This is a genomic window from Halogranum amylolyticum, from assembly GCF_900110465.1.
In the GTDB taxonomy this organism is placed as follows: Archaea; Halobacteriota; Halobacteria; order Halobacteriales; family Haloferacaceae; genus Halogranum; species Halogranum amylolyticum.
In genome coordinates this window covers 193666-208134 of the sequence record NZ_FODV01000003.1, presented here as the reverse complement: position 1 = coordinate 208134, position 14469 = coordinate 193666, and the positions used below count along the sequence as shown (strand labels likewise).

The following is a 14469-nucleotide window of genomic DNA, read 5'->3' as shown; positions in this document are numbered from 1 at the left end:
TCGTCAGCCGGTGGTAGTCGACGTCGCCATAGCGACCGGATACGGTCCGTCCTGTGGCCCCTCGTTCGAGGAGAAAACAGGTGTGGGTGTAGGAACGTCGCCTACAGCTTCGCCGCGAGCGCGTCGGCGACGCTGACCGCCGAGACGTCGCGTTCGATGGTGTCGGTGCCGTAGATGGCTTCGACGCCCGCCGCCGCGAGCTTCGTCCGCGCGTTGGCCGCCAGGAGCGGGTGGACGCACGTGACGTACACGCTGCCGACGCCCCGGTCGTGAAGCACGCCGATCGACTCGCTCATCGTCGACCCGGTGGCGACGATGTCGTCGACGAGCACGACGTCTCTTCCCTCGACAGTGGCGTCGCTCGGACGTATCTCGACGTCGCCGGTGTCGTAGTCGCGTTCCTTCTCGAAGTAGTCGACGTCACCCGTCCCGTAGGCGTCGCGGACGGTCTCCGCGAGGTCGATGGCTCCCGAGTCCGGCGAGAGAAAGAGTGGGTCGGCGAGCGCCGCGGGAAGCGGGTCGGCGAGCGCGGGTGCGGCGTCGATCGTCTCGCAGGGGACGTCGAAGAACTCCGCGATCGTCTCCTCGTGGGGGTTGACCAGTAGCACGCGGTCGGTTCCGCTGCTGACGGCCCTGGCGACGGCGCGGGCGGAGACGGGTTGGCCGGGTTTGAACGCCGAGTCCTGCCGGGCATACCCCATGTACGGGATCACCGTGACGACCTCGTCGACGCCGGCCTCGCGAGCGGCGTCCTGCAGTTGGAGCAGTTCGACGTGGGCGTCGCTCGTGGTCGTCGAGGCGACGATGATGGCCCGCTCGGGCGTCTCCTCGGCGAGCGCGTCGGCCGTGAGGAGCCGTTCGCCGTCCGGGAACGTTCGGTAGTCGACGGTCGCGAGCGGTTCGCCGGCGACGTCGGCCAGCGTCGCCGCGAGCGCCTGCGAGGTGGAACCGGGTAGTATCATATTCGAGGCCACTACGTTCGGCGTTAAACCGGTTTTCGTTGGGTCCGGGTGCGCGGGCGACTACCGCACGGCCAGTCCGGCCACGCCGCGGACGCCCAGCTCCTGGCTCTGCCAGCCGTCGCCGGCGTCGACGAGGAGGGTTCCGGCCTCCGTGACGGCGACGACAGCCCCGGTCGCGTAGGCGACGCCGACGACCGGGTCGGGCGTCGGTAGCTCCACCGCCGCCCACTCGCCGTCGGACGAGTCCGACGGGCCTCCACTCGCGTCACTCGCGGAGACGTCGTCCTCGCGGGCGTAGAGCGTCGTCGCCGCGACGGCGTGCGCACGGGCCGCGCCGTCGCCGGTGACCGCTCGGAAGTTCCCCCCGAGGACGTTCATCCAGCCGTTGCCTAGACTGTACAGCGCCTCGCCGGTCGCCGCCAGCGGGACGCCGACCCCGACGACGTCGCGGACGTCGTCGAGTCCCGTGTGGGTCACGCCGTCCTCGTCGATGCGGTAGACGCCGTCGGCCGCGGCGACGAGCGGGCCGTCGATGGCGCGGACGGTATCGATGCGACCCAGCGTCTTCCAGGCCAACGTCTCGGCGACGTCGGCGTCCGCCGCGTCGAGTTCGGCCAGGTCGACGTCACCCGCTTCGGCGTCGGGGTCGTAGCGAGCGATCCACCCGTCCTCGTTGGCGGCGACGAGCCGGCCGTCCCAGAAGCCGATGGCGACGGCCGGGCCGAACCCGGTCGGTTCGAACTCGGTGTCGCCGACCGCGAGGTCGATATCCTCGTCAGTGGCGACGGCGACCTGCTCGCCCGCGGCGGCGACGTCGCGAGCGGTACAGCGGTGGTCGAGGCCGAACTCGCCGACCCGGTCGCCGGAGACGTCGACGGTGACGACCCCGAGTTCGGTGGCGACGAACACCTCCACCTTGCCCGCCCTGTCGCTGTAGACGCGTTTCTCCTCGATGCTGTCGTCCGTACTCATCTCAGCGTACGGTTCTCGCGGTCGGTGCGAAAGTGTTGCGGGAGGGGTCCACGTCGGCGCGGTCGACGGAGCCTATAGGAACTCCCGAACCTCGGAGTACCACATGTCGTGGTGGTCGACCTCGTCGAGCGCCTCGGCGATGTCGACGGCGAGCACGTGCCAGCAGCGCTGGTCGGGGTCTTCGGGGTCCAGATTGTACGAGCTGTCTTTGCAGGTACAGCCGCCGTCCTCCACGACGTACTCGTCGTCGTAGCCGACGACGACGGTGAAGTCGCGGTACTGTTTCACGCGGTGCTCGGCGACGGCTTCGATGGCGCGCAGGCCGCGGTCGCCGTGGATCGAGACGATGGTCTCGGCTACCGACGCGGTGAGTCGCCCCGCGTCTTCGAGCGCCGCTCGCCAGTCTGCCCCCTCCTCGTCGCTCACGTCTCGTGCTTCCGGGTGGCCGGACAAAACAGGTTCGATGCGCTACACGGTGGTGACCGAAGCGACCACCGTGGCGTGTGGTTCGTCGCCTCTGTGTGACGAACACGCACGCGAGGGACGATCGAGCGACCGAGCGTCAGCGAGTGGACGAGGGAATCGGCTGGGAAGGTGTGGCTGTTGCGGGTGTGCTCGTGCGCAGAGCGAACGAGGCGTGGGCTTTCGAGAGGCTGCAGACTCTCCGTCGACACCAGACGAGACAACGATGTCGACCACGACCACCCCTCACGCGACAAAATCTGACTCGACATCTTGCTAAGCACGTATCGGGCGACTTTTCGCCGTCGCCGTCCGACGCCGTCACATGGATATCAGCGAGGGCGGCGTCGACGTGGAGGTCCAATCCTCCCGCGACGGGGCCAGCGAGGGCGCAGGCGACGGGGTGTTCTTCAACCCTACACAGGAACTGAACCGCGACGTGACCGTCGCGGCGCTCCGCGCCTACCGGGAGCGCGAACCGCGCGTCGAGACGTACCTCGACGCGATGGCGGCAAGCGGGGTCCGCGGCGTCCGCGCCGCCGCCGAGGGCTACGACGTCACCTGCGCGGACATCGACGCCGACGCCGTCTCCTTGGCCGAGTCGAACCTCGAACGCAACGGCCTGCCGGGCCGCGCGATTCAGAGAGACGCCAACGTGCTCGTGCACGAAGAACTGTTCGACGTGGTCGACATCGACCCGTTCGGCACGCCGATGCCGTTCGCCGACGCCGCCTTCGCCAACGCCCGCAACCTCGTCTGCGTCACCGCCACCGACACCGCACCGCTCTGTGGTGCCCACCAGAAGAGTGGCATCCGCAAGTACTCGACCGTTCCGCAGAACACCGACTACCACGCCGAGATGGGGCTCAGAGTGCTCGTCTCCGCGCTCGTCCGCACCGCCGCCCGCCACGACGTCGCCGCCGTCCCTCTCCTCTCGCACGTCTCGCGACACTACGCCCGGACGTACCTCGAACTCGACCACCGGGCGACCCGCGCCGACGCCGCCATCGAGCAGCTGGGCCACGTCTACCACTGCGAGGACTGTCTCTTCCGCGACCACGAGTTCGGTCTCCACTCGCATCCCCTCGACAGCTGTCCGAACTGCGACGGCACCCGGATGCTGACGGCCGGCCCCATCTGGCTCGGCCCTGTCGCCGACGCCGAGTTCGCACGCGCCGTCCGCGAACAGGTGACTGACGACATGGGCGAGGCGAAGAAAGCCCGAAGACTGCTCGACACCGTCGCCGACGAACTCGACACGCCGACCCACTACGACCAACACCGCCTGTGCAAGCAGTGGAACGTCCCCGCGAACGCGATGGACGAGTTCCTCGCCGACCTCCGGGACGCGGGCTACGAGGCCAGCCACGCCCACTATACGGGGACGTCGTTCAAGACCGACGCGAACGTCGCCGAGATCCGCGAGGCCGCCGAACCCGAGAAGGACAGCTAACCCGTCGAGACTGCCGTCGGTTACTTATAACAACCGTCCGAACGCTCTGGCGTGTCATCAGTAAGCGTCTCAGGACCGGGAGACCTGGTCGCCGTCGGACGGAGCGTGCTCCGGACGATACAGGAGCGCGACGTGACGTTCATGGCGGCCAGCATCTCCTACTACGCCTTCGTATCGCTGATCCCGCTGTTGGTGCTCGCCGTCGTCGTCGCGCTGTTCGTCGGCGGCGACCCCCTGCGACAGCAGATCCTCGACTTCGCCGCGGCCAACCTCCCCGACGCGAGCTTCGGCCTCATCGAGGACACCCTCGAGGCGGAGAGCGCCCAGAGCGGCCTCGGCGTCGTGAGTTTCGTACTCACCCTCTGGGGGGCGCTGAAGATCTTCCGCGGCGTCGACGTCGCGTTCTCGCGCATCTACGGCTCCGAGGCGGGCGGCCTGCTCGACCAGGTGCGCGACGGGCTCGTCGTGCTGGTCGCCATCGGACTGGGCATCGTCGGCATCGGCGCGGTCACGTCGGTGATGGCGCTCGTGCAGCTCCCCTTCATCGGCCTCATCAGCCCGCTCGTGTTGCTCGCGACGCTCTGTGTGGCGTTCTTCCCGTTCTACTACGTCCTGCCGGACGTCGACGCCAGCCCGCGGGAGGCGCTCCCCGGGACACTGTTCGCCGCCGTCGGCTGGACCATCTTGGGTGCGGGATTCGGTATCTACGCGAGTGCCTCGACGTCCGACGGGTCGGGCGGCGCAGCCGCAGTCGGTGCTATCCTCCTGCTTCTCACCTACTTCTACTTCTCTGGGATGTTACTCCTCACGGGCGCAGTCGTCAACGCCGTGATGGGTGGACGGGTCACGGACCGGCAGCTACAACAGCCCGCGGGCCGACAGTTCGCTCAGACGGACATGAGCGAGGACCGAACAGACGAAACGACGCGCCGAAGCGTCGAGCCGGCGGGGGCACCGGACATCAACGAACTCGAAGATCGCGTCGAGGAACTCCGTGCCGACCTGGACGACTTCGAGCACGACGTCGACGAGCGGACGGTGAAGAAACCCGAACTCGAACGAGAGATGAAGCGGTACGTCCGCGCGAAGATGCGTCGCGGTCACGCCCGCGGCTGGGGGCCGTACCTCGTGCTCCTCTACGGGACGGTGCTGACGCTGGGTGCCTTCTTCACGTTCGACAGCGGCCTGCTCGCCATCGCCGCAATGCTCATCATCTTCCTCTCGACGCTCGGGCTCTACGCGCTGTTCGTGATGGTCGGGCTGAGCTTCAACCTCCTCAGCGTCCCGGCGAAGGCCGCCGGGAAGGTCCGCGAGAAGCGACAGTAACCGACCGGTGAGACGATTTTGATGCGTGGCTTCGGACTCTCCGAGCTCGTCGCGACGGCCGCCGAAAGCGTGCTGTTCCTGTTCGCCGCTCTCACCCAACTCGGCGACGTCTGGTTCCTGCTCGTCTCGGTGACGCTGCTCTACTGGCTCGGGAGCGAGCGCCTCACCGACGATCCTCGACGGACGGGCGCGTTCCTCGTCGCACTCGCGCTCGGCGGGTTCGTGCTGACGATCGGTCTCAAGAGCAGCTTCGCGCTCCCGCGACCGCCGGGCGCGGCGTCGGTGACGCCTCCGGCGTGGCTCCCGGCGGTCGCCGTCCCCGTCTTCCGCAATATTGCCACCGGGACGGGGTTCGGCTTCCCCAGCGGCCACGCTATCGCGACGACCGTCGTCTACGGCGGTCTCGCGGCGCTGCTCGACGTCTGGACCCGTCGACGGCGAGCGCTCGTGGCGGCCGCGCTCGTCGCCCTCGTGAGCTTCGCGCGGATCGCGCTGGGCGTCCACTATCTCGTCGACGTCGCCGTCGGCGCCGTCGTCGGCCTCCTCTTCCTCGGGGTCGTACTCCGCGTCGCCGACGGCCGGCCGCTCCGGATGTTCGCCATCACCGCCGTCGTCGCCGCGCTCTCGGCCGTCGCCGCCGCCGTCGGCGGCCACCCGGTCGAACTCCGCGAGTCGCTGGCGGGACTGAGTGCGTCGGTCGGTGGCCTCTTCGCGTGGCACCGCGTCGGCGTCACCGACGCGGCCGTCTCACCGCCGCTGGCCGCCGTCGGCCTCGTGGTCGCCGGCGGTCTGTGGGTCGGTGCGCGGCAGGCGACCGCCGTCCTCCCGTCAGCCGTGACGCTCGTCGTCTACGCGACGGCGGTCGCGCTCATCGTCGCGTACCCGCGGCTCGTCGCGGCGGTTCGGGGATAAAAGGAGAGTCGGACCGGTGACCGACCGAGTTAGAACTTCTCGAGGTACTTGTCGAGCTCCCACTGGGAGACGTCGATGCGGTACTCGTCATACTCCTGGGTCTTCGCCTCGACGAACTTCTCGTAGACGTGCTCGCCGAGTGCGTCTTGGACGACCTCGTCCTGTTCGAGCGCCTCGATGGCCTCGCCGAGGTTCGACGGGAGCGTCTCGATGCCGTACTCTTCACGCTTCTCTTCGTCGAACTCGTAGATGTTCTCGCGGACCGGGTCGGGCGCTTCCAGATCCTTCTCGATGCCGTCGAGACCGGCGTGGATGAGCACTGCGAGTCCGAGGTACGGGTTACACGACGGGTCGGGGAAGCGTGCCTCGATACGGCTCGCTGCCGGGACGCGGGCGGCCGGCTTGCGGATGAGCGCCGAACGGTTGCGGTCGGACCACGCGATGTAGACCGGTGCCTCGTAGCCGGGCACCAGACGTTTGTAGCTGTTGACGGTCGGGTTGTTGACGGCGGCGAGGGCGGGGGCGTGTTCGAGGATGCCCGCGAGGAAGGAGTGGGCCGTCTCCGACAGGTTGAACTCGTCGTCGTCGTCGTGGAACGCGTTCTCGCCGCTCTCGGTGAAAAGCGAGATGTGGGTGTGCATCCCCGAGCCGTTGACGCGCGGGATGGGCTTGGGCATGAACGTCGCGTGCAGGTCGTGCTGGGCGGCGATCGCGCGGACGACCGTGCGGAAGGTTCCGACGTTGTCGGCCGTGGTCAGCGCGTCGTCGTATTCGAAGTTGATCTCGTGTTGCCCTTCGGCGACCTCGTGGTGGGAGGCTTCGATCTCGAAGTCCATCTGTTCGAGGCCGTAGATGATATCACGGCGGACGTCGGAGGCGAGGTCCTTCGGCGCGAGGTCGAAGTAGCCACCGACGTCGTTGGTCTTCGTGGTCGCGCGACCCTCCTCGTCCTCCTCGAAGAGGAAGAACTCGGGTTCGGGGGCGGCGTTGACCATGTACCCCATCTCGTGGGCGCGGTCGATAGCCTGTTTCAGAATCGTCCGCGGGTCACCCTCGAACGGTTCCCCCGTCGAGGTGTTGACGACGTCACAGATGAGACGCGCGGAGCGGCCGTCGCGCCACGGCAGGATCGCGAACGTCGAGGGGTCGGGCGTGAGGCGCATGTCGGACTCCTGGATGCGCACGAAGCCTTCGATAGACGACCCGTCGAAGTAGATCCCCTCGGAGAACGCCTTCTCGGCCTGCGAAGCCGGGACGGCGACGTTTTTGACTGTGCCGAGGATGTCGGTGAACTGTAGGCGAAGGAAGTCGACCTCCTTGTCTTCGATCTCGTCGACGACGGCCTGGGCTTCCGCTGTCAAGCCGCCATCGGGCGTGGTGTTTTCGTCCGTCATGTTCTGGACACTCGTTACCGAATACACCCAGTATAAAGATTTTATCGGCTGGTGCAAACGTGGTCGCTCCAGACTAGAACTGGATATTCGTAAAATTCTAATGCCCCCAGGGAGATCGTTGGTGTAATGACGTACGAAAACCTCGACGCGAAACTCATCAATGCACTGCTCGGCGACGGTCGCGCGAGTCTCCGAAGTCTCGCGGAGGAACTCGACGTCTCGGTGACGACCGTCTCGAACCACCTCCGCGACCTCGAAGACGAGGGGGTCATCGAGGGGTACACGCCGAAGGTCAACTACGACGCGCTGGGATACGACGTGACGGCCGTCCTCCAGTTGAAGGTGGAGGGGAGTAAACTCCCGGACATCACCGAGCGACTCAAAGAGGAGAAACAGATGATCTCGGTCTACGAAGTGACGGGCGACTACGACGTCATCGCCATCGGCAAGTTCACCGACACCGACGGGATGAACCGACAGATCAAGACGCTGCTCACGGATTCGGACATCCGCGAGTCCAACACGAGCGTCGTGCTCAACGCCGTCGTCGAGAACCAGCAGTTCGAACTCGACATCGACCAGTAATCCGCCGTTCTCACACCCTTTTTCCGCTCGTCCGAGCGACGGCTACGCCAAGTGCTCGGCGACGTTCTCCACGTCGGTCCGACAGAACGGACACCGATATCGCGTGCTGAAGCCGCCGGACTGGGCGGTCGTCTTCGCCTGCAGTTCGTGCATCCCGATCTCTCGACCACAGTCCGGACAGTTCAGTTTGGGCATATTGTATACGAGAGAAACTCTGTACTAAATACTTTAATAAAATATATGGATATACATTTTCGTCTCAGCTGAGAGTCTCTCTCGGACGTGGACCCCGAGCTCGCTCGGTCGCCGTCGTCGTCAGCGGCTTCCTCTCTTCTCGCTGCGGCCGTGTACAGTTGGCAGACGCTCTCGTCGTCGCGGGTGCGACGAGAGACCGTTCACTCGCAAAACGTGGATGAAAAGACCGCAAACAGCTATTCGAAGTCGTCCTCGAAGACGAACGTCCCAGTCCCACCTTTTGCTCGTTCGCTGCGCTCACTCGCAAAACGTGGATGAAAAGACCGCAGACCGCTACTCGAAGTCGTCCTCGAAGACGAACGTCCCGTTGCGCTGGACGACTTCGCCGTCGACTTCGATGACGGAGTCCTCGGACATGTCGACGATCATGTCGACGTGTTCGGCCGAGTCGTTGGTCTCGTTCTCCTCGCCCACCGTCTCGCCGTAGGCGCTCCCGACGGCCATGTGGACGGTGTCGCCCATCTTCTCGTCGAACAGCATGTTGTAGGTGAACCGGTCGATGGCGCGGTTCATCCCGATACCGAGTTCGCCGAGGTAGCGGGCGCCCTCGTCGGTGTCGAGGATACCCGTCAACAGCTCCTCGTTGCGCTCGGCGCTGTGGGAGACGACCTCCCCGTCGTCGAAAGAGAGGCGGACGCCCTCGATCTCGCGACCGTAGCGGTACAGCGGCATGTCGAAGTAGACCTCGCCCTCGACGCTGTCCTTGACGGGTGCGGTGAACACCTCGCCGCCGGGGAGGTTCTTCTCGCCGTAGTCGTTGAGCGTGGAGTTGCCGGCGATCGACATCGTCAGGTCGGTCTCGTCGCCGCTCTTGATACGCACTTCGTCGGCGTCGTCGAGAATCTCGACCATCTGCGCCTGGAACTCGCGCTGTTCGTCCCAGTCTTTGTTGACGGCGTCCCAGACGAAGTTCTCGTAGCCCTCGGTGCTCATCCCCGCCAACTGGGCGTATCCCCCGGTGGGGAACTGCGTGAGACACCAGCGCGTCGACAGCCGTTCCTTCTGGACCGGCTGGTAGGCGCGACGCCACGCGGCGTTGGTCTCCGGAGCGACGTCACTCTTTTCGGAGGGATTCGGCCCCGCGCGGGCGAGGATGACGACGTCGGCCTCCTCGTACATCGCCAGATGGTGACTCGGCGTCTCGAAGTCGTCCTCGCGTGCACGGAGGAAGGCACGGTCGGCGCGGTCCGAGTAGTTCAGATAGAGCGGGTTGGCACCGCGGTCGCCGATGAGTTCGTGGAGCGCGACGCCGAGGTCCTCGGCCTCCGACGGCAGGTAGACGACGACGTTGTCGCCTTCCTGGATATCCGTCGAGTGGTCGACGATGACCTCTGCGTGTTCGCGGATTCGTGCATCCATACCGGTTCTTCATACAGGTGGCGGATACCCCTTTCGGGTTGTGCTCTCGCGACGCTCGTGGCTGTCGCGAGCACTGCTCACAGTAGGGCTATGTCCTGAGCGAGCGATATCGTTCCCGTGGCAATGTCTTCGCGTTCCCGTTCTCCCCTCATCACGTTCACCGTCTCCCGGCAGACCGCCGTCGAATGGACCGGTCTCGGGACGGCCGGGTTCGTCGTCGCGCTGTTCGTCCTCGGTGGCCTCTACACGGCGGTCACGGGTCGCCTCGACCTCGCCGTCTCGGTCGCTGCCGAGAACCTCGGCAGCGCCGCCGTCGGTGGACTGGTCGTCCTCCTGCTCTCCGCCGGCACCATCGTCGTCCACGAACTCCTCCACGGCGTCGCGATGAAGCGCTACGGTGGCGAACCCCGATACGGCGCGGGCGTCGCCCACTTCGTCCTCCCGTACGCCTACGCGACGACCGACGCCGAGTTCACGCGCAACCAGTTCATCGTGGTCGCGCTCACGCCGCTGGTCGTCATCACGGCCGTCGGCGTCCCGCTGATGCTGCTGTTGGAACTCCCCGTGTTGCTCGTCCCGCTCGCGTTGAACGTCGGCGGCGCCGTCGGCGACCTCTGGATGGTTCGACTGCTCCTGCGCTACCCGGCGGACGTCGCCGTCGTCGACGACGTCACCGGCCTCCGCGTCTTCGGCGACGCCGAGCACGCACCCGTCGACAGCCCCCGCACCGTCCTGCGGAGCAGTCTCGTCGGGTTCGGCGTCGCCGTCGGCCTCTGTTTCCTCGCGGCGATGCTCGCGCCGATAGCCCTCGACGTTCTCGGCGTCGCGTCGCTGTCGCTCGGACCGGCGGGCACGCCGTGGAGCGTCCTGCAGTTCGAGAGCGGTCCCGACGGCTTCTCGACGTCCTTCGGCATCGGCGGGATACTCGGTCTGAGCGCCGTCGTCGGACTGGCGTACGGCGTCCTCGTCGGCGGGCGCGGTCGCACCGCCTGAGCGTTCCTCTTCTTCCGCCGGGACCACGAGTTCTTTCACCCCGCCTCCGAATCGAGTGGGTATGATCGACCTTCGCAGCGACACCGTCACCCGCCCGAGCGACGCCATGCGCGAGGCCGCCCGCGACGCCGACGTCGGCGACGATGTCTACGGCGACGACCCAACCGTGAACGAACTCGAACGCCGCGCGGCTGACCTCGTGGGGATGGAGTCGGCGCTCTACGTCCCGACGGGGACGATGGGCAACCAGATCGCCGCCCGGACGCACACCGACCGCGGGCAGGAGATCCTCGTCGACGACCAGGCGCACGTCGTCAAGTGGGAACTCGGTGGGCTCGCCCAGCTGTCGGGGTTGCAGGTCCGCACCGTCGACTGCGGCGAACGCGCGGTGCCGACGCCCGAGCAGGTCCGGGCGAACCTCGTCGACGAGGACCTCCACCGCCCCGGGACGGGGCTGCTCTCGCTGGAGAACACGCACAACAGTCGCGGCGGCGTGGCGGTCCCGGTCGCCCACGTCGAGGCCGCCGCCGAGGCCGCCCACGACCGCGACGTACCGGTCCACCTCGACGGCGCACGCGTCTTCAACGCGGCCGTCGCCCTCGACGTCGACCCGGCCGACCTCGTCGCGCCCGTCGACAGCGTCATGTTCTGTCTCTCGAAGGGACTCGGCGCGCCGGTCGGGTCGATGCTCGCGGGGTCCGAGGAGTTCGTCGCTCGCGCGCGGCGCACACGCAAACTCCTCGGTGGCGGGATGCGACAGGCGGGGATGATCGCCGCACCCGGTCTCTGTGCGCTCGACAACGTCGACCGACTCGCCGACGACCACGCCAACGCGCGAGCGCTCGCCGACGGACTGGACGGGATACAGGGGCTCTCGGTGCCGACACCCGACACGAACGTCGTCGTCGTCGACAGTCGGGAGGCGGGGCTCACCGGCGACGAGTTCGCCGAGCGCTGTACCGACGCGGGCGTCGGCTGCGGCGCGTTCGGTGAGTACACCACGCGCTTCTGTACGAACTGGGACGTCTCGCGCGACGACGTGGACGAGGCCGTCGACCGCATCGCGTCGACCCTCGCGTAGACTCCTCGACTCGCCGTCGTCTGCGGTCGGCGTCAGAACAGCGCGTACCCGTTCAGCTGGACGATAGTGTAGTTCAACACCGCCGCGAAACAGCCCCACAGCAGGTAGGGGACGAGCAGCGCGGCCGCTCGCCGGTCGACGCGGGCGAAAGCGGCGATGGTGCCGACGACGGCGACGACGAGGGCGACGATGATCCAGAACGCCGCCGCCGGTCGCTGGAGCGCGAAGAACACCGGCGTCCACGCCACGTTGAAGACGAACTGGAGGACGAACGCACCGAGTGCGAGGCGGACGGCGCTGCTGTCGGTGCCGCGTCGCCAGACCAGCCACAGCGCGACGCCCATCAGCGTGAACAGGAGCGTCCAGACGATCCCGAACGTCACCGACGGCGGGTAGAACCACGGCTTCTCTAGCGCCGCGAACCACGCGCTGTCCGGCCCGCCGAGCACTGCCGGCACCGCGCCGACGACGTTGACCAGGACGACGAAGCCGACGAGCGTCACCCAGTCGCGTCGCTCTCTCGGTGCGTTCCGTGTAAGTTCCATACCCACTCTTCGGCCGCCGAGAGCCTGAACGTTCCGCCGGTCACACCGAGAACTCGAAGCGCGCGCCTCCGTCGACGCCGGCGGTCACGGCGACGCTCCAACCGTGAGCTTCGGCGATACGCGGGACGATGGCGAGCCCGAACCCGGTGCCGTCGTCGTCGGTGGTGTATCCGATCTCGAACACCGACTCGCGGTCCCCCTCGGGGATGCCGGGACCGTCGTCTTCGACGGCGAACCCGCCGTCGGTGGTCTCGACGCGAACGGTCGTCACCTCGCCGTCCGTGGCTGCGTCGGCGGACTCCGTCCGGCCGTCCGTAGAACCGTGCTCGACCGAGTCACCGGACTCCGTCCGGTTGTTCGTGGAGCCATGCTCCACGCTGTCGTCGGGCTCTGCCCGACTGCTCGTGAAGCTTCGCTTCACGCTGTCTCCGGAAGCGGAGCGACCGGAGGCAGGTCGAACCCCGTGCTCGACCGAGTTCCGAAACAAGTTCTCCAGCAGGTCGACCAGTCGGTCGTAGTCGGCGTCGATCGTCTCGTCCGTCGGGAGCGACAGCACCAACTCGACGTCCGCCGTCTCGACGTGTCCCCACGCCTCCGTCGCGACCGTTCGCAGTTCGACCGGCGTCGTCTCGCCGACGATCTGTCCCTTGCGGGCGAGTCGCAGGAGGTTCTCGACGAGCCGTTCCATCCGGCCGAGCGCCGCGTCGACCTTCTCGAGGTTCGCGTCGTCGTTCGTCTCGCGGGCGAGATCGAGGTAGCCGCTGGCGACGGTCAACGGGTTCCGCAGGTCGTGTGAGACGATACTCGCGAACTCGTCGAGCCGTTCGTTCTGCCGGCGGAGTTCGCGTTCGCGCTCCCGCTGGTCGGTGACGTCCGTGTAGATGGCGTAGCCGCCCGCGTTCGTCTCGTCGAGTCGGATCGGGACGACGTGCAGGAGGAAGTCCCGAACGCCGGTCGCCGTCGCCCGCTGGACCTCCGCCCGGAGGTTCGTCCCCGCCTGTAGTGTCTCGTTGAACGCCGCGGCCTCCGCGTCCCGTTCCGGCGGGACGATGAACTCGTCGACGTTCTCGCCGACGACGTCGTCGGCCGCGTAGCCGAACACCTGCTCGAACGTCGAGTTGACTCGCTGCACGACGGGTCGGCCGTCGTCGAACTCGAAGGCGATAGCGGCGTCGGGACGTTCTCGAACAGCGCGCTGAGACGGTCACGTTCGCTGCGCAGTTGCGACTCTGCTTCGAGACGCTTCAGCGCCGCCGTCACGTGCGAGACGAGCAGCTCGGCGAGTTCGAGGTTGGTCTCGTCGAACCTGTCGGAACGGCGTGCGACCGCCTGGAAGACGCCGTACTCGCCGATGGCGACGCTGACACCGGAGCGGTACTCCGGTCGCGCGGGGTTCGCCTCGTCGTCGTCGGTGACGCGACGCACCAGCTGGGACGTCCCCGTCCGATACGTCTTCCCGGCGAGTCCCTCGTCGACGTGCATCCGCCGCGCACCGTCGGTGGGTGAGTCGGCCGAGACGGCCTTCGGAACGATCTCATCGCCGTCGACGATGCCGACGTAACAGATGTCGAACGAGAGGACGTCGTCTGCGACTTCGACCGTCGACCGATACAGTTCGTCGGGCGTCTCGGCGACGAACAGTCGCGTCGCGGCGTCGTGGAGTGCCGTGACTCGGTCGGTGCTGTGACGGAGTTGCTGGCGTGTCTCCTGGCTCGTCACCCAGACGAGTTCGTCGACCAGTCGGCGAGCGGGGTCGTCGCCGTCGTCGCTGCGGACGTAGCCGGCGACCCACTCCCGTGTGACGAGCGTTTCGAGCGCAGCGTCGGTGTAGGCGACGACCGGGACGCCCCGACGGTCGACTGCGTCGAGGGTCGCCCGGTCGAGCGCGTCGAGGTCGTCGACGAGGAGGCAGTCGGGGTCGAGGGCGACGAGTGCAGCCGACACCTCTGCAGGGGACCGTTCGACCACCGTGACGGCGTCGCTGTCGGCGAGAAGATCCGAGACCGTCGGTCCGTCGGCGACGACGAGCACGTGAAGGGGGTCTAACGCGGTCATCTGGCGACGTATCCGAGTATCCGACAGTTGCCAACAGCAGGCAAAAACGTTGTGGTGAAGGCGACTGTCGGTGGTCTCGGAACTGGGTGTTGCGGAACTGTTTTACCCGGGCATC

Annotated in this window: 15 protein-coding genes and 1 pseudogene; 7 read left to right on the top strand and 9 right to left on the bottom strand. The window is 67.1% G+C overall.

What is annotated here, in order from left to right; all coding sequences use genetic code 11:
• Positions 1-101 precede the first annotated feature (101 nt).
• From prs to BSG17_RS07025, 3 genes are all read right to left on the bottom strand, one after another.
• Positions 102-962 carry a ribose-phosphate diphosphokinase gene (gene prs / locus BSG17_RS07035; RefSeq protein WP_089822436.1) on the bottom strand — a complete coding sequence of 287 codons (861 nt, stop codon included), beginning with the start codon at positions 960-962 and terminating at the stop codon, positions 102-104.
• 60 nt (positions 963-1022) lie between these two features.
• Positions 1023-1934: an HVO_0234 family beta-propeller protein gene (locus BSG17_RS07030; protein WP_089822434.1), complete on the bottom strand. Its 912-nt coding sequence runs from the start codon at positions 1932-1934 to the stop codon at positions 1023-1025.
• Positions 1935-2006: 72 nt separating this feature from the next.
• On the bottom strand, positions 2007-2360 hold the full coding sequence (locus tag BSG17_RS07025) for a hypothetical protein (RefSeq protein WP_089822432.1): 354 nt from the start codon (positions 2358-2360) through the stop codon (positions 2007-2009).
• A gap of 361 nt (positions 2361-2721) precedes the next feature.
• Here BSG17_RS07025 and BSG17_RS07020 point away from each other — a divergent pair, with 361 nt between their 5' ends.
• From BSG17_RS07020 to BSG17_RS07010, 3 genes are read left to right on the top strand one after another with little or no spacing between them, the layout of a single operon-like run.
• Positions 2722-3849: a tRNA (guanine(26)-N(2))-dimethyltransferase gene (locus BSG17_RS07020; protein WP_089822430.1), complete on the top strand. Its 1128-nt coding sequence runs from the start codon at positions 2722-2724 to the stop codon at positions 3847-3849.
• 51 nt (positions 3850-3900) lie between these two features.
• Complete coding sequence (locus BSG17_RS07015; protein ID WP_280141160.1) at positions 3901-5175, top strand: YihY/virulence factor BrkB family protein; 1275 nt, start codon at positions 3901-3903, stop codon at positions 5173-5175.
• 21 nt (positions 5176-5196) lie between these two features.
• The gene (locus BSG17_RS07010; RefSeq protein ID WP_089822428.1) at positions 5197-6087 is read left to right on the top strand and encodes a phosphatase PAP2 family protein; all 891 of its coding nucleotides are present in this window, start codon (positions 5197-5199) and stop codon (positions 6085-6087) included.
• A 29-nt stretch (positions 6088-6116) separates the two neighbouring features.
• Here BSG17_RS07010 and glnA read toward each other — a convergent pair whose 3' ends face one another.
• Complete coding sequence (glnA, locus tag BSG17_RS07005; protein WP_089822427.1) at positions 6117-7481, bottom strand: type I glutamate--ammonia ligase; 1365 nt, start codon at positions 7479-7481, stop codon at positions 6117-6119.
• A gap of 126 nt (positions 7482-7607) precedes the next feature.
• Here glnA and lrp point away from each other — a divergent pair, with 126 nt between their 5' ends.
• Positions 7608-8066 (top strand): HTH-type transcriptional regulator Lrp, encoded by a 459-nt coding sequence (gene lrp, locus BSG17_RS07000; protein WP_089822425.1) that lies wholly within the window; start codon positions 7608-7610, stop codon positions 8064-8066.
• Positions 8067-8108: 42 nt separating this feature from the next.
• Here lrp and BSG17_RS26855 read toward each other — a convergent pair whose 3' ends face one another.
• Positions 8109-8261: a hypothetical protein gene (locus BSG17_RS26855; RefSeq protein WP_170864738.1), complete on the bottom strand. Its 153-nt coding sequence runs from the start codon at positions 8259-8261 to the stop codon at positions 8109-8111.
• A 333-nt stretch (positions 8262-8594) separates the two neighbouring features.
• Positions 8595-9680 carry an aminopeptidase gene (locus tag BSG17_RS06995; RefSeq protein WP_089822423.1) on the bottom strand — a complete coding sequence of 362 codons (1086 nt, stop codon included), beginning with the start codon at positions 9678-9680 and terminating at the stop codon, positions 8595-8597.
• A 123-nt stretch (positions 9681-9803) separates the two neighbouring features.
• Between BSG17_RS06995 and BSG17_RS06990 the strand changes: the two genes are divergently transcribed.
• Positions 9804-10673, top strand: a complete 870-nt coding sequence (locus BSG17_RS06990) for a DUF3267 domain-containing protein (RefSeq protein WP_089822421.1) — start codon at positions 9804-9806, stop codon at positions 10671-10673.
• A 61-nt stretch (positions 10674-10734) separates the two neighbouring features.
• Positions 10735-11754, top strand: a complete 1020-nt coding sequence (locus BSG17_RS06985; protein WP_089822418.1) for a threonine aldolase family protein — start codon at positions 10735-10737, stop codon at positions 11752-11754.
• Between the two features lie 32 nt (positions 11755-11786).
• On the opposite strand, the gene BSG17_RS06980 is transcribed toward BSG17_RS06985, so the two are convergent.
• From BSG17_RS06980 to BSG17_RS28450, 3 genes and pseudogenes are all read right to left on the bottom strand, one after another.
• Entirely contained in the window at positions 11787-12299 is a 513-nt protein-coding gene (locus BSG17_RS06980; protein WP_089822416.1) for a TspO/MBR family protein, read from the bottom strand.
• Between the two features lie 40 nt (positions 12300-12339).
• Positions 12340-13431 (bottom strand): PAS domain-containing sensor histidine kinase, encoded by a 1092-nt coding sequence (locus BSG17_RS28455; RefSeq protein WP_342028333.1) that lies wholly within the window; start codon positions 13429-13431, stop codon positions 12340-12342.
• 173 nt (positions 13432-13604) lie between these two features.
• A pseudogene (locus BSG17_RS28450) lies at positions 13605-14018 on the bottom strand (GAF domain-containing protein); the annotation flags it as partial.
• Between BSG17_RS28450 and BSG17_RS28445 the strand changes: the two are divergent.
• Positions 13956-14345 (top strand): hypothetical protein, encoded by a 390-nt coding sequence (locus BSG17_RS28445; protein ID WP_170864724.1) that lies wholly within the window; start codon positions 13956-13958, stop codon positions 14343-14345. The pseudogene BSG17_RS28450 and the gene BSG17_RS28445 sit on opposite strands and share 63 nt — an antisense overlap.
• The last annotated feature ends 124 nt before the right edge of the window (positions 14346-14469 follow it).